Origin of the sequence: Lentibacillus juripiscarius (genome assembly GCF_042685205.1) — a bacterium.
Taxonomy (GTDB): Bacteria; Bacillota; Bacilli; order Bacillales; family Amphibacillaceae; genus Lentibacillus; species Lentibacillus juripiscarius.
In genome coordinates, this window is record NZ_JBHUNA010000016.1 from 14,975 (window position 1) to 33,230 (window position 18,256).

16 protein-coding genes and 1 other annotated feature are annotated in these 18,256 nt (G+C 45.7%); all 16 genes read left to right on the forward strand.

The window, feature by feature from the left end:
• The first annotated feature begins 370 nt into the window (after positions 1-370).
• The 16 genes from sigH to tuf all read left to right on the forward strand — a co-directional run bounded on the left by sigH (position 371) and on the right by tuf (position 18,146).
• Positions 371-1,033, forward strand: coding sequence for an RNA polymerase sporulation sigma factor SigH (sigH, locus tag ACFSUO_RS07265; protein WP_382392565.1), 663 nt, complete (start codon positions 371-373; stop codon positions 1,031-1,033).
• A gap of 63 nt (positions 1,034-1,096) precedes the next feature.
• Entirely contained in the window at positions 1,097-1,243 is a 147-nt protein-coding gene (gene rpmG / locus ACFSUO_RS07270; protein WP_382392567.1) for a 50S ribosomal protein L33, read from the forward strand.
• Between the two features lie 44 nt (positions 1,244-1,287).
• Complete coding sequence (gene secE, locus ACFSUO_RS07275) at positions 1,288-1,464, forward strand: preprotein translocase subunit SecE (protein ID WP_382392569.1); 177 nt, start codon at positions 1,288-1,290, stop codon at positions 1,462-1,464.
• A 176-nt stretch (positions 1,465-1,640) separates the two neighbouring features.
• Entirely contained in the window at positions 1,641-2,177 is a 537-nt protein-coding gene (nusG, locus tag ACFSUO_RS07280) for a transcription termination/antitermination protein NusG (RefSeq protein ID WP_382392571.1), read from the forward strand.
• A gap of 173 nt (positions 2,178-2,350) precedes the next feature.
• Positions 2,351-2,776, forward strand: a complete 426-nt coding sequence (gene rplK / locus ACFSUO_RS07285; RefSeq protein WP_382392573.1) for a 50S ribosomal protein L11 — start codon at positions 2,351-2,353, stop codon at positions 2,774-2,776.
• Positions 2,777-2,914: 138 nt separating this feature from the next.
• Positions 2,915-3,610, forward strand: coding sequence for a 50S ribosomal protein L1 (gene rplA, locus ACFSUO_RS07290; protein ID WP_382392575.1), 696 nt, complete (start codon positions 2,915-2,917; stop codon positions 3,608-3,610).
• 84 nt (positions 3,611-3,694) lie between these two features.
• Positions 3,695-3,845: a sequence feature (ribosomal protein L10 leader region), on the forward strand.
• A gap of 74 nt (positions 3,846-3,919) precedes the next feature.
• Positions 3,920-4,426 (forward strand): 50S ribosomal protein L10, encoded by a 507-nt coding sequence (gene rplJ / locus ACFSUO_RS07295; protein WP_382392577.1) that lies wholly within the window; start codon positions 3,920-3,922, stop codon positions 4,424-4,426.
• Between the two features lie 63 nt (positions 4,427-4,489).
• On the forward strand, positions 4,490-4,855 hold the full coding sequence (rplL, locus tag ACFSUO_RS07300; RefSeq protein WP_382392579.1) for a 50S ribosomal protein L7/L12: 366 nt from the start codon (positions 4,490-4,492) through the stop codon (positions 4,853-4,855).
• An 89-nt stretch (positions 4,856-4,944) separates the two neighbouring features.
• A complete protein-coding gene (locus tag ACFSUO_RS07305) occupies positions 4,945-5,547 on the forward strand; it encodes a class I SAM-dependent methyltransferase (protein ID WP_382392581.1) in 603 nt (200 codons plus the stop codon).
• A 430-nt stretch (positions 5,548-5,977) separates the two neighbouring features.
• Entirely contained in the window at positions 5,978-9,523 is a 3,546-nt protein-coding gene (gene rpoB, locus ACFSUO_RS07310) for a DNA-directed RNA polymerase subunit beta (RefSeq protein WP_382392583.1), read from the forward strand.
• Between the two features lie 131 nt (positions 9,524-9,654).
• Complete coding sequence (gene rpoC, locus ACFSUO_RS07315) at positions 9,655-13,266, forward strand: DNA-directed RNA polymerase subunit beta' (protein ID WP_382392585.1); 3,612 nt, start codon at positions 9,655-9,657, stop codon at positions 13,264-13,266.
• Between the two features lie 124 nt (positions 13,267-13,390).
• Positions 13,391-13,642: a ribosomal L7Ae/L30e/S12e/Gadd45 family protein gene (locus tag ACFSUO_RS07320; RefSeq protein ID WP_382392587.1), complete on the forward strand. Its 252-nt coding sequence runs from the start codon at positions 13,391-13,393 to the stop codon at positions 13,640-13,642.
• 139 nt (positions 13,643-13,781) lie between these two features.
• Complete coding sequence (gene rpsL / locus ACFSUO_RS07325) at positions 13,782-14,204, forward strand: 30S ribosomal protein S12 (protein WP_382392589.1); 423 nt, start codon at positions 13,782-13,784, stop codon at positions 14,202-14,204.
• A gap of 38 nt (positions 14,205-14,242) precedes the next feature.
• Positions 14,243-14,713, forward strand: a complete 471-nt coding sequence (rpsG, locus tag ACFSUO_RS07330; protein WP_382392591.1) for a 30S ribosomal protein S7 — start codon at positions 14,243-14,245, stop codon at positions 14,711-14,713.
• A gap of 42 nt (positions 14,714-14,755) precedes the next feature.
• Positions 14,756-16,834 (forward strand): elongation factor G, encoded by a 2,079-nt coding sequence (gene fusA, locus ACFSUO_RS07335; protein ID WP_382392593.1) that lies wholly within the window; start codon positions 14,756-14,758, stop codon positions 16,832-16,834.
• A 121-nt stretch (positions 16,835-16,955) separates the two neighbouring features.
• Positions 16,956-18,146 carry an elongation factor Tu gene (tuf, locus tag ACFSUO_RS07340; RefSeq protein WP_382392595.1) on the forward strand — a complete coding sequence of 397 codons (1,191 nt, stop codon included), beginning with the start codon at positions 16,956-16,958 and terminating at the stop codon, positions 18,144-18,146.
• Positions 18,147-18,256: the final 110 nt, after the last annotated feature.

Consider the following 18,256-nt stretch of genomic DNA (forward strand, 5'->3'; position numbering starts at 1 on the left):
GAAGATCCCGCAGGAAGCGGTTTTTGCTTCCGAGGAAGCTGAAGCGTTGCCCGCGGTAAAGAAGACACTACGAAAGCGAACGAAGAGAGCTTGAGTAGATGTCGCGCTTATGCCCTGGGGTGAAAGCGACTGCCCGGAGCGAAAATAACATTGTAGCAGTAGTGTCGCAGTTTATAGAAATTTTTTGGTAGGGTTTCATTCTTGGAGTGACACAAAAAGCAACAGTCTTTTAGAAAACAGCCCACACTAAAAGCCAGCTAATATATCCATCTGCGAGTCCTTCACTTTTCTATTCTATGTTGACTATTAGGAAACGCTTACTGTATAATACGTTTAAATTGACTACAGTTTTGTCGGGGGGTCATTTTTGGTGAGTGTCGAGCTGGTAGAGACAGACAATGAAAGCCTGGAGAAGCTAGAAGATGATGAAATTATTCGTCTGATACACTGCGGAAACAGTCAGGCACTGGACTTTTTGATAAACAAGTATATTAATTTTGTACGAGCAAAAGCACGAACCTATTTTATCATCGGTGCGGATAAAGAAGACATTATTCAAGAAGGCATGATAGGTCTGTACAAGGCTATCCGCGATTATGACGGGGACAAACTCTCCTCATTCAAGGCATTTGCCGAACTGTGTGTCACCCGGCAGATAATCACCGCTATTAAAACAGCCACAAGACAAAAGCATACCCCGCTCAACTCGTATGTTTCGCTGGACAAGCCAATCTATGATGAGGAATCCGACCGCACGCTACTTGATGTTATAGGCGGCACCAAAGCAATCGACCCACAAGAGTTACTGGTAAACAGAGAGAACTTTTTTGATATGGAAGGAAAATTATCCGAACTTCTGAGTACGCTTGAGAAGGAAGTGCTTCGCCTGTATTTGGACGGATGCACCTACCAGGAAATTTCCGTTAAACTTAAACGGCATGTGAAGTCGATAGATAATGCTTTACAGCGGATCAAGCGCAAATTGGAGCAGCTGCTGGAGGCAAATGGGGCAAGCACCCGGCAGGTACGTTGACACTTGCAAGAGGTCATGCTACATTGGTAAAGGCAAAAAACCCTCCGATGGGGTGGGATATAAATGAAACGAAAAGTAGCATTGGCATGTGCTATCTGTTCAAATAGAAACTATGCGACAAGCAAAAATGCATCAGTCAGTGAACGGCTGGAAATGCAGAAATACTGCAAAATATGCGGCAAGCACACGTTACACCGCGAAACAAAATAATGGCGCATTTTTAGTGGGTTTCTGAGTCTGGGGAGGGACAAGCTGTGAATATCATGAAGTTCTTTAAGAATGTTTCCAGGGAAATGAAAAAGGTCAGCTGGCCAAAAGGCCGTGAACTGACAAGCTATACAATCACCGTCATAACAACTGTTGCCTTTGTGGCCGTGTTTTTTGCACTCATCGACTTGGGCATTTCGCAATTTCTTAATTTATTATTTTAACAGTGTTGAATAAATACACTATAATTATGCTATAATGGAATATATACTATTTCGATTTATAAAAACCCGGGTACAGCGGGTTTTTTAATATTGCATTTTTTAAGTTAGAAGCGGCTTGGGCGTAGGCAAGAGATTGATGATAAGGGAGGGAAGGGCGGACGGACTGCCCTGTATAAATGGAAAAGAATTGGTATGTAATCCACACTTATTCCGGTTACGAGAATAAGGTGAAAACGAACTTGCAGAAGCGTGTTGAGACAATGGACATGGAGGATAAAATTTTTCGTGTTATCGTGCCTGAAGAAGAAGAGACGGAAGTGAAAAATGGCAAGAAAAAGGTTGTTAAAAAGAAATTCTTCCCTGGCTATGTTCTTGCGGAAATGGTTATGACCGATGACTCATGGTACGTTGTTCGTAACACACCGGGTGTAACCGGTTTTGTCGGATCAAGCGGCCATGGAACGAAACCAACGCCCTTACTGCCCGGTGAAATAGAGACTGTACTGAAGCAAATGGGTGTAAAAGAGGCTGCACCACAGATTAATTTTGAAATTAAGGAAAATGTGCACATTACAGATGGGCCTTTCACTGATTTTACAGGTACGATTGAGCATATTGATGCGGATAAGCAGAAAGTGAAAGTGCACGTAAATATGTTTGGCCGTGAAACCCCGGTCGAGCTGGATTTCACCCAGATTGAGAAGCTACAGTAACTGCACTATAGTATGTCCTGGAAAAATAAAAACCCAGAAAACCTTGCATTATTTTATGATTCATGCTAGAATTCTTTTGTTATTGACGTCCTTCGCGAGAGAGTGGACAGGTAACGCTGAGTGGGAGGGGATTTCCCTATTACCACATCACGGACTTTAAGGAGGTGTGTCTCGTGGCTAAAAAAGTAATCAAAGTAGTGAAACTGCAAATCGAGGCCGGCAAAGCAAATCCAGCGCCACCGGTAGGACCGGCATTGGGGCAAGCTGGTGTAAATATCATGGGATTCTGTAAAGAATTCAACGCCCGTACACAAGAACAGGCTGGCATGATTATTCCGGTCGAAATCACAGTATTTGAAGACCGTTCGTTTACATTTATTACAAAAACCCCGCCTGCTGCTGTACTGCTGAAGAAAGCAGCCGGGATTGATACTGCATCAGGTGAACCAAGCCGTAATAAAATCGCTTCGGTTAAGCGTGATCAAGTGAAAGAAATTGCGGAAACGAAAATGCCTGATTTGAACGCGGCTGATTTGGACGCTGCTATACGCATGGTCGAAGGAACCGCACGCAGTATGGGCATTGACATTGAAGACTAATGCCGGCGCAAGCATGAATAGAAACAGGTTGCGATAATGGGTCACCATATCTCGCAACTTTTTTCATGAAAAATGCAGCCCGCATTTTTCGAGTGGGAGGTCTTACCGCTATAAACCACAACCTGAGGAGGAAGTATAATGGCAAAACGAAGCAGAAAATATCAAGAAACTGCTAAACTTGTTGATCGTTCGAAAGCATATAGCACAGAAGAAGCGGTCGAATTGCTGAAAGAGACTGCGAAGGCGAATTTTGATGAAACGGTTGAGGCTGCATTCCGTTTGGGTGTAGACCCGAAAAAAGCCGACCAGCAAATCCGTGGAGCAATGGTGCTGCCGCACGGAACTGGTAAGACACAGCGTGTATTGGTATTTGCAAAAGGGGATAAAGCGACTGAAGCTGAAAATGCTGGTGCCGATTATGTTGGTGATCAGGATTTGATTAGCAAAATCAATCAGGGCTGGTTCGAATTTGATGCAGTTGTTGCAACACCTGATATGATGGCTGAAGTCGGTAAACTCGGACGTGTTCTGGGACCAAGAGGATTAATGCCGAACCCGAAAACAGGCACAGTAACCTTTGAAATCGAAAAAGCTGTCAATGAAATCAAAGCGGGTAAAGTCGAATACCGTGTTGACAAATCCGCAAACATCCATGTTCCATTTGGCAAGATTTCATTCGATAGTGATAAACTGGTTGAGAACTTCGAGGCTATTGCCGATACACTTGTAAAAGCCAAGCCACAAGCGGCAAAAGGTGTGTATATGCGCAACGCTTCCATCACATCCACAATGGGTCCTGGAATCAGGATTGATGTATCACCATATCGTGGCTAATAATTAATTAGGATGTACAGTTTCGTTTCCGGCTGATCCGGGTGTTGACTTTTCGCTGGTAATCGGATATACTGTTATCCGTCATTAATAGAATACGTTGTACCGTAGACAGCAGGTGCGTTTGTCGCTTAATTTCCTGCCGAGGTGTTTGATATACAGATGGTCAGTCCTGATTGGGATACCATTTGATATGAAAAAGCCTCCATGTCTGCATGGGGGCTTTCTTGCTTTGGAACAGGAGCAATGTCATCATTCCGGCCGGACGAGGCCGGGTACGGTATAATGAAATGTTTAATAGGAGGTGGAACAATGTCCAATAGCACTATTATCGAGCAAAAGAAGCAGATTGTTCAGGAGATTGCTGATAAATTCCGTGACAGTAAATCTACAATGCTGGTGGATTACCGTGGCTTGGATGTAGCTGAAGTGACGGAATTGCGGGAACAAATGCGCGAAGCAAATATTGATTTTAAAGTATACAAAAACTCAATGGCCCGCCGTGCTGCAGACGCAGTAGAACTTAGTGACCTGAATGATACATTGGTTGGACCGACAGCAATTGCGTTCAGTAATGATGATGTGGTTGCCCCGGCCAAGATTCTGAATAACTTCGCTAAAGAACATGAGGCGCTGGAGATTAAAGGCGGCGTGATTGAAGGCGAAATTGCAACGCTTGATCAGATTAAAGAGCTTGCGGACCTGCCGAACTACGATGGCATGGTATCCATGCTGCTTAGTGTACTGCAGGCTCCAGTGCGCAACTTCGCGTATGCTGCTAAAGCCATTGCAGATCAGAAGGAAGAACAAGGTGCGTAAATCGATGTCGCTGCGCGCGGCATAACGGGATATAAACTAACTCAAAAAAATGGAGGAATAACAATGGATAATCAGCAAATCATTGATGCGATTAAAGAAATGTCTGTATTGGAACTGAACGATCTTGTTAAAGCAATTGAAGAAGAATTTGGCGTAACGGCTGCAGCACCGGTTGCTGTTGCAGGCGGAGATGGCGGCGGAGAAGCTGCTGAAGAGCAAACAGAATTCAACGTAGAGTTGACGGACGCTGGCGATTCTAAAATCAAAGTTGTTAAAGCTGTACGTGAAATCACAGGACTTGGCCTTAAAGACGCGAAAGAGCTTGTTGACAACGCTCCTAAAGCAGTTAAAGAAGGCGCATCTAAAGAAGAAGCTGAAGAAATCAAAGGCCAGCTGGAAGAAGCAGGCGCAACTATAGAAATCAAGTAATTGTACCATAGAAAAGCTCGTCGGGATACGGCGGGCTTTCTATTTATCCATCCAACTCTCAATAATAAACATTAAAAGCAGGTGCCTATATGGCTGATCATTACTTTTCACACAATCCTCAATCCAAAAGTTCACCGAAGAAATGGAAGTACCAGTTACGAGGCAAGGATTATACGTTCGAAAGTGATTATGGCGTTTTTTCAAGAAATGAGATTGATTATGGATCGAAGCTGTTAATCAACCGTTTTGAAGAACCGGATGCTGCAGGTGATGTTTTAGATCTTGGCTGTGGCTATGGCCCAATTGGAATTGCTGTTGCCGACAATTTTGGGAATAGGCATGTTGTGATGTCAGACGTTAACGAACGTGCTGTGGCTCTCGCTCGAAAAAATGCCGAGCTCAATCGTGTTGACAATACGGAAGTAGTCCTAAGTGACCAATTCAGCAATCTTGTCGGCCGGCAATTCGCATCCATCCTGACTAACCCGCCAATACGGGCAGGTAAAAGAATTGTCCATCAGATGCTAGAAGACAGCCGAAATGCGCTGCTGCCGCAGGGCCAGCTTTGGGCTGTTATCCAAAAGAAGCAGGGAGCCCCGTCCGCATTGCGCAAACTGGAAGACCTGTTCAAAAGCGTGGAAGTTGCTGCCCGCAGCAAAGGCTATTACGTGTTAGTGGCATTTAATGGTTGACCTCTAATAGCAGGTGTGATAATATAATAAAATGCTAATATGGGACTTCTTTTGTCAAGAGAAATTTTAATTGAATAAACAATGTATAAATTATTGGCAATCGGAGACAATGATAGAATCGACTAATTTATTTTATGGGCTATAGAACCCAGCTATGCCTTTTGCCGATTCTTTTTAGACAGTAGTTTAAGTGCTATTGTTCTTTTGCGCTACATGGGGATTTTTCCAAACTCCATCAGGTAAAGGGTCAAACGCCGGCCAAACCACGTTCATTCATTTGGCCCGGATAGTGACTGATATATTTACCTAAGAGCCAGATTTAAAAATGACTGATGCATATATCAGTTGTTTTTTCAAATATTATAGTCATTTTTCTAAGCCCACGTGGTAAGAAATCTATGAAAAATGCTTGATTTGAGGGGTGAAGCAGTTGACAGGTCAACTAGTTCAGTATGGACGGCACCGCCAGCGCAGAAGTTATGCGCGCATCAGCGAGGTGTTAGAGCTACCGAACCTAATCGAAATCCAAACCGCTTCCTATCAGTGGTTTCTGGAAGAAGGGATTCGGGAAATGTTTCAGGATATTTCCCCGATTGAGGACTTTGCGGGCAACTTATCACTGGAATTTGTCGATTACAGTCTCGGGGAGCCCAAATATCCTGTGGACGAATCAAAGGATAGGGACGTCACCTATAATGCCCCGCTTCGTGTGAAAGTCCGGCTGATTAATAATGAGACCGGCGAGGTGAAAGAACAGGAAGTATTTATGGGGGACTTCCCATTGATGACAGATACCGGCACATTCATTATCAATGGTGCGGAACGCGTAATTGTTTCCCAGCTTGTCCGGTCGCCTAGTGTCTATTACAGTGAAAAATTTGATAAAAATGGCAAACGCGGTGTAACGGCGACCGTCATTCCGAATCGTGGCGCATGGCTTGAGTTTGAAACAGATGCTAAAGATGTCGTCTATGTAAGGATTGACCGCACGCGCAAATTACCAATCACCGTGCTTTTGCGTGCCCTTGGTTTTAGTACGGATCAGGAGATTATTGACCTTATTGGTGATAACGAATACCTGAAAAATACGCTGGAAAAAGACAATACGGAAACAACGGAAAAAGCATTGCTTGAAATCTATGAGCGTCTCCGCCCAGGGGAGCCGCCTACTGTAGAAAACGCAAGAAGTCTGCTTGTTTCCCGCTTCTTTGATCCGAAGCGTTACGATCTGGCGCACGTGGGTCGCTATAAAATCAATAAAAAATTGGACATTAAAGACCGCTTGTTTAATCAAGTGCTGGCAGAACCGATTGTCGATCCGGAAACCGGCGAAGTGATCGCCCAAAAAGGGGATAAACTCGAACGCCGGCTGCTGAACAAAGTCATTCCTTATTTGGAAAACGATGAAAATATGGCGGGTGAGAAGAACGTTGAACCGAACGAAGGGGTTCTCGATGGTTCAATCCGTCTGCAGTCAGTAAAAATTATCGACCCGACTGATCCTGACGGTGAACATCAGCTGGAAGTCATCGGTAATGCGAATGTGGATGACGACACGAAGCATATCACACCAGCCGATATTCTATCAGCAATAAGTTACTTCTTTAACTTGCTCCACCGTGTTGGTGGAACGGATGATATTGACCATTTGGGCAACCGCCGTCTGCGCTCTGTGGGTGAATTGCTGCAAAACCAGTTCCGGATTGGCCTTTCCCGGATGGAACGGGTTGTGCGTGAGCGTATGTCCATCCAGGATACGTCGAGCATAACGCCACAGCAGCTAATTAATATTCGTCCTGTGATAGCGTCCATAAAAGAGTTTTTTGGAAGTTCACAGTTGTCACAATTTATGGATCAGACAAATCCATTGGGAGAACTGACACATAAACGCCGTCTGTCAGCGCTTGGCCCTGGTGGATTGACTCGTGAACGTGCCGGCTTTGAAGTGCGTGACGTACACTATTCCCACTACGGCCGCATGTGTCCAATCGAAACACCAGAAGGACCGAACATTGGTCTAATCAACTCGCTATCCAGTTATGCGAAGGTTAACAAGTTCGGGTTTATTGAAACACCGTATCGTCGTGTTGATCAGGAAACAGGGAAAGTGACAGCCGAATCCGATTACCTGACAGCGGATGAGGAAGATAACTATATTGTTGCACAGGCGAACGCTCGGCTGAATGATGATGGTACGTTTGCCGATGAAGAAGTTATTGCCCGTTTCCGCGGCGAAAACACGGTTGTACCGCGTGAAAAAATTGACTATATGGACGTATCGCCAAAACAGGTCGTTTCGGCTGCGACAGCATGTGTTCCATTTCTGGAAAATGACGACTCTAACCGTGCATTGATGGGTGCAAACATGCAACGTCAGGCAGTGCCGCTGATGGAACCGGAAGCACCAATCGTTGGAACTGGAATGGAGTATGTTTCCGGTAAGGATTCAGGGGCCGCTATCATTTGCCGTAATGAAGGTATTGTGGAGCACGTTGAAGCAAAAGAAGTACGTGTCCGCCGCATTTCAGAAGTTGATGGTAAAGAAGTCAAAGGCGACCTTGATGTTTATCGTATGCAGAAATACATCCGCTCTAACCAGGGGACCTGTTACAACCAGCGTCCAATTGTCAGTAAAGGCGATCGCGTGACCAAGGGCGAAATACTGGCTGACGGGCCATCAATGGAAGATGGAGAATTGGCTCTGGGCCGCAACGCGCTCGTTGGCTTTATGACCTGGGAAGGTTATAACTATGAAGACGCGGTTATCATGAGTGAACGTATGGTGAAAGATGATGATTTCACATCGATTCATATCGAAGAATACGAATCAGAAGCTCGTGATACAAAACTTGGTCCTGAGGAAATTACACGTGATATCCCGAACGTTGGCGAAGATGCATTAAAGGATCTTAACGAGGACGGAATCATCCGGATTGGTGCGGAAGTATCTGATGGTGACATTCTTGTCGGAAAAGTAACACCTAAAGGGGTAACAGAACTGTCCGCTGAAGAGCGGCTTCTCCACGCTATCTTTGGTGAGAAGGCGCGGGAAGTTCGTGATACGTCATTGCGTGTACCGCACGGTGCGGGCGGCATCGTACTGGAAGTTAAGATTTTCAACCGTGAAGACGGTGATGAATTGCCACCAGGAGTCAACCATCTGGTACGTGTTTATATCGTTCAGAAGCGAAAGATATCAGAAGGGGACAAAATGGCTGGAAGGCACGGAAACAAAGGGGTTATTTCCAAAATACTTCCCGAGGAAGATATGCCGTACTTGCCGGATGGTACTCCACTTGATATTATGCTGAATCCGCTAGGCGTCCCATCAAGAATGAATATCGGACAGGTGTTCGAACTGCACTTGGGTATGGCAGCGCGTCAACTTGGCTTGCATATGGCAACGCCGGTCTTTGATGGTGCAACAGAAGAAGATGTCTTGGAAACAATGCAAGAGGCAGGAATATCAAAGGACTTTAAAACGGTTCTTTACGATGGAAGAACAGGCGATCCATTTGATAATCGTGTTTCTGTCGGCGTCATGTACATGATTAAGCTGGCCCACATGGTTGACGACAAATTGCATGCCCGCTCTACCGGCCCATACTCCCTAGTTACCCAGCAGCCGCTGGGCGGGAAGGCACAGTTTGGCGGACAGCGTTTTGGTGAAATGGAAGTTTGGGCTCTTGAAGCATACGGTGCTGCGTACACGCTGCAGGAAATTCTGACGGTGAAATCCGATGATGTTGTCGGTCGTGTAAAAGCGTATGAATCAATCGTGAAAGGCGATAACGTTACGGAGCCGGGAGTACCGGAGTCATTCAAAGTGCTTATTAAAGAACTGCAGAGCCTTGGAATGGACGTGAAGATGTTATCCAGTGATGAATCTGAGATTGAAATGCGGGAACTGGAAGAGGAAGAGGATGCACAGGCAGCAGGTAAATTGAACCTGGAAGCTGAAGAGAGCTCACAGTAACCGGACATTTGTACAGGGCGATGAACAGCGCGGGATGGACGAAATTGGCCATACAGCCGATTTCTTCCCCCGGCCTTCATCTTGTTTTCAGATTCATAGGGAAATCGGACACTAAAAAGGGAGGTAGACCCTTGCTGGATGTAAATAATTTTGAGTATATGAAAATCGGGTTGGCTTCATCGGAAAAAATTCGCTCATGGTCGTACGGTGAAGTCAAAAAACCGGAAACAATCAACTATCGTACACTAAAGCCGGAAAAAGACGGGTTGTTTTGCGAACGGATCTTTGGACCGCAGAAAGATTGGGAATGTCACTGCGGAAAATACAAACGTGTTCGCTATAAGGGAGTTGTTTGTGATCGGTGTGGTGTAGAGGTCACCAAGGCAAAAGTGCGCCGTGAACGCATGGGGCATATCGAACTGGCTGCACCTATATCCCACATTTGGTATTTTAAAGGGATTCCAAGCCGCATGGGGCTCGTATTGGATATGTCACCGCGTGCATTGGAAGAGGTCATTTACTTTGCTGCATACATTGTCACGGAACCTGGCGACACGCCGCTTGAAAAGAAACAGCTGCTTTCTGAAAAAGAATACCGGGCATATTATGATAAATATGGTGCTACGTTTAAAGCGCAAATGGGAGCAGAGGCAATCCGCAAGCTTCTGGAGGATATTGACCTTGAAAAAGAAGTCGAGACACTCAAAGAAGAATTGAAAACAGCACAGGGGCAACGCAGGACCCGTGCCATCAAACGTCTGGAAGTTCTCGAATCATTCCGTAACTCCGGAAATGATACATCATGGATGGTTCTAGATGTGCTGCCGATCATCCCACCGGAAATCCGTCCGATGGTCCAGCTTGATGGCGGCCGTTTTGCAACATCAGACCTGAATGATCTATACCGGCGTGTTATTAACCGCAATAACCGGCTGAAACGGTTGCTTGATCTTGGTGCACCAAGCATTATTGTGCAAAACGAAAAGCGCATGCTGCAGGAATCAGTTGATGCATTGATTGATAACGGACGCCGCGGACGTCCTGTAACAGGACCTGGCAATCGTCCGTTAAAATCCCTTTCTCATATGCTGAAAGGGAAACAGGGACGTTTCCGTCAGAACCTGCTCGGTAAACGGGTGGACTATTCCGGTCGTTCCGTCATTGTTGTCGGCCCAAGCCTAAAGATGTACCAATGTGGTTTGCCGAAAGAAATGGCACTGGAACTGTTCAAGCCATTCATCATGAAGGAATTGGTCGAAAAAGGCTACTCACACAATATCAAATCAGCTAAGCGGAAGATTGAACGCATACATCCGGAAGTTTGGGATGTTTTGGAAGAAGTGATCAAAGAACATCCGGTGTTGCTGAACCGTGCACCAACCTTGCATCGTCTCGGGATCCAGGCATTTGAGCCGGTGTTGGTTGAAGGTCGCGCTATCCGATTGCATCCACTGGTGTGTACAGCTTATAATGCTGACTTTGACGGTGACCAGATGGCTGTTCACGTACCGCTTTCTGCAGAGGCGCAGGCAGAGGCACGCGTCCTAATGCTTGCTGCTCAAAATATCCTGAATCCGAAAGATGGCAAACCAGTTGTGACACCATCACAGGATATGGTTCTGGGTAACTACTATTTGACCCTTGAACGTGCCGGGGCAATTGGTGAAGGAAGCCGGTTTAAAGACACGGCGGAAGCATTGCTTGCCTACCAGAATGGCTATGTTCACTTGCATACAAGAGTTGCGATTAAAGCATCCAGCTTGAATAAAGAGTCGTTCACGGCAGAACAGCAGGAGCAAATGCTTATAACAACCATCGGTAAGCTTATTTTCAACGAGATTTTGCCGGAATCATTCCCGTATATCAACGAACCGACGAAACACAATCTGGAATTGGAGACGCCGGATAAATATTTTGTTGAACAGGGGTCTGATATCCCAGAAGAAATACGCAAGCGTGAGATCGTTCCTCCGTTCAAAAAAGGTATATTGGGTGACGTCATCGCAGAGGTGTTCAAGAGATTCAAGATTACAGAAACGTCAAGAATGCTTGACCGCATGAAGGATCTTGGCTTCAGTTACTCAACAAAAGCTGGTATGACTGTCGGTGTTTCCGATATTGTTGTTCTCAAGGAAAAAGAAGAAATACTTGATGATGGACAAAGTAAAGTGGATAAAGTACAGAAACAATTCCGACGCGGTCTGATTACGGAGGATGAACGGTATGACCGGGTAATTGCAATCTGGTCGAAAGCCAAAGACGATATTCAAGAGCGTTTGATGGAGTCACTGGATAATCGAAACCCAATCTTTATGATGAGTGACTCCGGTGCAAGGGGTAATGCGTCCAACTTTACGCAACTTGCAGGTATGCGCGGCCTGATGGCTAACCCGGCAGGAAAGATTATTGAACTGCCGATTAAGTCCAGCTTCCGTGAAGGACTGACAGTACTCGAATACTTTATTTCGACACACGGTGCACGTAAAGGTCTGGCTGATACAGCGCTGAAAACAGCAGACTCCGGATATCTGACACGCCGTCTTGTTGATGTGGCCCAGGATGTCATTATCCGTGAAGATGACTGTGGAACTGATCGCGGTTTGACCGTTTCTGCATTGAAAGAGGGCACCGAGATGATTGAGCCGCTTGTCGACCGGTTGGTTGGACGTACTGCATTTGAAAATGTACATCATCCAGAAACAGGCGAAATTATCACTGAGAAAAACGAAGTAATGTCTGAAGATCAGGCTAAACAAATAACTGAAGCTGGAGTCGAGGAAGTTATTATCCGCTCAGCGTTTACGTGTAATACAAAACACGGTGTCTGTAAGAAATGCTATGGACGAAATCTTGCTACAGGTGATGAGGTTGAAGTAGGTGAAGCAGTAGGCATTATTGCCGCACAATCCATCGGTGAACCTGGTACACAGCTAACCATGCGCACATTCCATACAGGTGGTGTAGCGGGAGACGATATTACACAGGGTCTGCCGCGTATTCAGGAACTGTTTGAAGCGCGCAATCCGAAAGGGCAAGCTGTCATCAGTGAAGTCCATGGTACGGTAGAAGAAATTAAAGAAGGAAAAGACAAACAGGAAATAGTCATACAGGGTGAAGTGGAACAGCGTACTTACCCGGTTCCTTACAACGCACGCTTGAAAGTAACTCCAGGTGATCAGGTGATTGCCGGACAGGAGCTTACGGAAGGTTCGGTCGATCCGAAAGAACTTCTGAAAGTACAGGGTATCGAAGGCGTACAGCAGTACTTGCTGCGTGAAGTGCAAAAGGTATACCGCATGCAAGGTGTTGAAATAGGAGACAAACACGTCGAGGTAATGGTCCGTCAGATGATGCGTAAAATCCGTGTCGTTGAATCTGGTGACACAAACGAACTCCCAGGCTCATTACTGGAGATCCACCAGTTCAAAGAGGCGAACCGCACTGTATTGCAGGAGGGAGCACACCCGGCAGTTGGTAAACCGGTCTTGCTTGGAATTACGAAAGCATCCCTGGAAACGGACTCCTTCTTATCAGCTGCATCCTTCCAGGAAACAACACGTGTGCTGACAGACGCTGCTATTAAAGGCAAGCGTGATGAACTGTTAGGGTTGAAAGAGAATGTCATCATCGGTAAACTTGTTCCGGCCGGCACCGGCATCCAGCGCTACCGTGGATTGGAAACAGCGACAGATGAACCGGAGGAAGATACGGAAGAACCGGAAGAGACAGAAACTGTACAATAAATTGCTATGAAAATAATCGGAAGCACCCAAAAATTAAATGCAAATAACATTGACATTAATAAAAGAGAATGGTAATATATCCAGGGTGCTTCCGATTACATTTGTTGCTTTGGAGGATATGCGAATGTCTTATGAAAAAGTAACCCGATTTCAGGCGAATCTTGTAATCGGAACAAAGCAAACACTTAAGGCGATGAAAAACGGTGCTGTAAGTGAAGTGTTTATTGCTGATGATGCAGACTGGCAAATCACGCAGAAGGTAGAGAACCTGGCTGATGAGCTGGGAATACCATGCCGCCGTGTGGACTCAAAGAAAAGACTTGGTTCCGCATGCGGAATTGATGTGGACGCATCAGCTGTGGCAGTAAAACAATAGAAGTTTTGGCGAATTCATTCGCGAAAGCTTTGTTTTTTGCAAAAGGTTGAACACCTGGGTGTGTGGGATTACAAAACTGGCAATCTCGTGGTGTTCTCAAGATCTTTAATCATTCACTTTTGAAAGGAGGAAAACAAGAATGCCTACAATAAATCAGCTTGTAAGAAAAGGCCGTGTAAGCAAGCCGAAAAAGTATGATTCTCCAGCATTGAACCGGGGATACAATAGCTTCAAAAAGGAATTCACGAAGCTTAACTCACCGCAAAAACGGGGTGTCTGTACACGTGTCGGTACATTGACACCGAAGAAGCCGAACTCAGCACTTCGTAAATATGCGCGTGTACGTCTGTCTAACAGCATGGAAGTAACGGCATATATACCTGGAATTGGCCACAATCTCCAAGAACACAGTGTTGTGCTTCTTCGCGGCGGTCGTGTAAAAGACTTGCCAGGTGTGCGTTACCACATTGTACGCGGTGCATTGGATACTGCAGGTGTGGAAGGTCGTGCCAAAGGTCGTTCAAAATACGGCACTAAGAAGCCTAAGGCCAAAAAGAAATAACTGATTCATGATACAGACACAGGAAAGGAGGGGGACATATGCCACGTAAAGGACCAGTACCTAAACGCGATGTCTTGCCGGATCCGCTATATAATTCAAAACTAGTGACCCGTCTGATTAACCAGATTATGATTGATGGAAGACGAGGCAAAGCTCAAAAGATACTTTATAAGGCATTTGAAATCGTTTCTGAACGAAGCGGCCAAGATGCAATGGAGGTTTTTGAGCAGGCTATGAAAAATGTTATGCCTGTATTGGAAGTTCGTGCACGCCGTGTCGGCGGATCGAACTACCAGGTGCCGATGGAAGTGCGTCCAGAACGCCGTCAGGCTCTAGGACTTCGCTACATTGTCAACTATTCACGTCTTCGTGGGGAAAAGACAATGGAAGAACGGCTGGCAAACGAAATTATGGATGCTTCCAACAACACAGGTGCATCTGTTAAACGGCGCGAAGAATTGCATAAAATGGCAGAAGCCAACAAGGCATTTGCGCACTACCGCTGGTAATAACAACATTATAAAAGTATACAACAGAAAGGAGAAGAATACATGGCCAGAGAGTTCTCCTTGGAAAAGACGCGAAATATTGGTATTATGGCTCACATTGACGCAGGAAAAACCACTACTACCGAGCGTATTCTTTTCTATACAGGACGTATTCACAAAATCGGTGAAACCCATGAAGGGGCATCACAGATGGACTGGATGGAACAGGAGCAGGAACGTGGGATCACCATCACTTCCGCTGCTACCACAGCCCAGTGGAAAAATCACCGTATAAATATTATCGACACGCCAGGTCACGTGGACTTCACCGTTGAAGTTGAACGGTCACTGCGGGTACTTGATGGTGCAGTTACTGTTCTTGACGCTCAGTCGGGTGTGGAGCCCCAGACCGAAACGGTTTGGCGCCAGGCAACAACGTATGGTGTACCACGTATTGTGTTCATTAACAAAATGGACAAAGTGGGCGCAGACTTCATGTATTCGACCAATACACTAAAAGAGCGTCTTGGCGCCAATGCACATGCGGTCCAGCTGCCTATTGGAGCCGAAGATAACTTCGAAGGTATCATTGACTTGGTAACCATGCAGGCGTTCTATTATGAAGATGAATTAGGAACACGTGCGGAAGCCCGTGAGATTCCCGCTGAATACAAAGAAAAAGCCGAAGAACTTCGCGCAGAGCTGGTAGAAGCTGTTGCAGAACTTGACGAAGATTTAATGATGCAATACCTTGAAGGGGAAGAAATCTCCAACGAACAGCTTAGAAAGGCTATCCGCACAGGCACACTGAACGTTGAATTCTATCCTGTCTACTGCGGTTCTGCCTTTAAGAACAAAGGTGTTCAACTGGTATTGGATGGTGTCATTGACTATCTTCCGGCACCAACCGATGTACCGCCGATTGAAGGCTTTGTACCTGGAACGGAAGAAGAAACAACCCGTCCATCCGATGATAATGCACCTTTCTCAGCGCTTGCATTTAAAGTCATGACAGACCCATATGTAGGTAAGCTGACGTTCTTCAGGGTTTACTCTGGTACACTTGATTCCGGATCATACGTCCAAAACTCTGTAAAAGATAAGCGGGAACGTGTCGGACGCATTTTGCAAATGCACGCAAACTCCCGTAAAGAGATTAAGACGGTTTATGCCGGTGAGATTGCAGCCGGTGTAGGGCTGAAGGACACTTCTACAGGGGAAACGCTTTGTGCTGAAAAAGATCTTGTTGTGCTAGAGTCCATGGATTTTCCAGAGCCAGTTATCTCTGTTGCTATTGAGCCGAAAACAAAAGCAGACCAGGATAAAATGGCAATTGCACTCGGCAAACTCGCAGAAGAGGATCCGACCTTTAAAACAGAAACGGACGTGGAAACAGGCCAGACTATCATTTCCGGGATGGGTGAGTTGCACCTTGACGTTATTGTCAACCGCCTGAAAGTTGAGTTCAAAGTGGAAGCACAAGTCGGTGCACCACAAGTCGCTTACCGTGAAACATTCCGCGAATCGGCTGAAGTTGAAGGTAAATTCATCCGTCAATCCGGTGGACGCGGTCAGTACGGCCATGTCCTGGTTGAATTTGAGCCAAATGAAGAAGGCGCTGGATTTGAATTCAACAACAAAATTGTCGGCGGTGTCGTACCACGGGAATATATTCCATCTGTTGAAGCAGGAATCCGTGAAGCATTAGAAAACGGTGTCCTTGCCGGTTACCCGCTTATTGATGTTAAGGCGACGCTATTTGATGGAAGCTACCATGACGTAGACTCCAACGAGATGGCATTTAAAATTGCCGGGTCCATGGCCCTTAGGGAAGCGAAAGCCAAGTGTAAACCTGTTCTTCTGGAACCAATGATGAAAGTTGACGTCGTTGTCCCTGAAGAATACATGGGAGATATCATGGGTGATGTGACATCTCGCCGCGGACGCGTAGAAGGAATGGAACCACGCGGACCTGCCCAGGTTGTCAGAGCTTTCGTACCACTGGCTGAAATGTTTGGTTATGCAACTTCACTTCGTTCCAATACACAAGGCCGTGGAACATTTACAATGCATTTCGATCACTACGAAGAAGTACCGAAAAGCATCTCTGAAGAAATTATTAAGAAAAATGCAGGAGAATAATTGATTTTTCCTGACAACTGACGTATAACATTTATTGAAGGCTAAGGATAAGCGCCATTGTTTTTCCTTGCTTGATATAAACCCATACTATACTTTTATTTTACTAAAGGAGGAACTATACATGTCTAAAGAAAAATTTGACCGTTCGAAAAGTCACGTTAACATTGGAACGATTGGACACGTTGACCATGGTAAAACAACACTGACTGCAGCAATCACAACGACGATGCATACAAAATCCGGCAAAGGTACTGCAATGGACTTCGATCAAATCGACCATGCACCGGAAGAAAAAGAGCGCGGAATTACAATCGCAACATCTCACGTTGAGTATGAAACAGAAACACGTCACTATGCACACGTTGACTGTCCAGGCCACGCTGACTATGTTAAAAACATGATCACTGGTGCCGCACAAATGGACGGCGCTATCCTGGTTGTATCTGCAGCTGACGGCCCAATGCCACAAACACGTGAACACATTTTGCTTTCACGTAACGTTGGTGTTCCGGCAATTGTTGTATTCTTGAACAAAGTTGACATGGTTGATGACGAAGAGCTTCTTGAATTGGTTGAAATGGAAGTTCGCGACTTGCTGACAGAATATGATTTCCCTGGAGATGATATTCCAGTGGTTAAAGGTTCGGCATTGAAAGCACTTGAAGGCGATGAAGAGCATCAGGGCAAAATCATGGAACTGATGACAGCAATCGATGAATACATTCCAACACCTGAGCGTGACCATGAAAAAGCGTTCATGATGCCTGTTGAGGACGTCTTCTCCATCACAGGACGCGGAACGGTTGCAACTGGCCGTGTTGAGCGTGGAACTGTTAAAGTAGGGGACGAAGTTGAAATCGTTGGCCTTGCTGAAGACCTGAGAAAAACAACGGTTACTGGCGTTGAGATGTTCCGTAAGCTTCTTGACTACGCTGAAGCTGGAGACAACATTGGTGCGCTTCTCCGTGGTGTAGCTCGTGAAGACATTAACCGTGGACAGGTTTTGGCTAAGCCAGGATCTATTACACCACATATGCAATTTAAAGCAGAAGTTTACGTATTGTCCAAAGATGAAGGTGGACGTCATACACCTTTCTTTGCTAACTATCGTCCGCAATTCTATTTCCGAACAACGGACGTAACTGGTGTTATTGAACTTCCTGAAGGTGTAGAAATGGTTATGCCTGGTGACAACATTGAAATGAAGGTTGACTTGATTTCACCGATTGCCATCGAGGACGGCACCCGTTTCTCCATCCGTGAAGGTGGACGCACAGTGGGATCTGGCGTTGTTTCAACAATCATTGAGTAATAACTCCAATAGGAAAACAGACAGCGGCATACGCTGTCTGTTTTTTGTGCGACGGGCAGTCGCACCTAGTGTAGATTACTACACTGAACTAACTTTTAAAGGATTGGAGT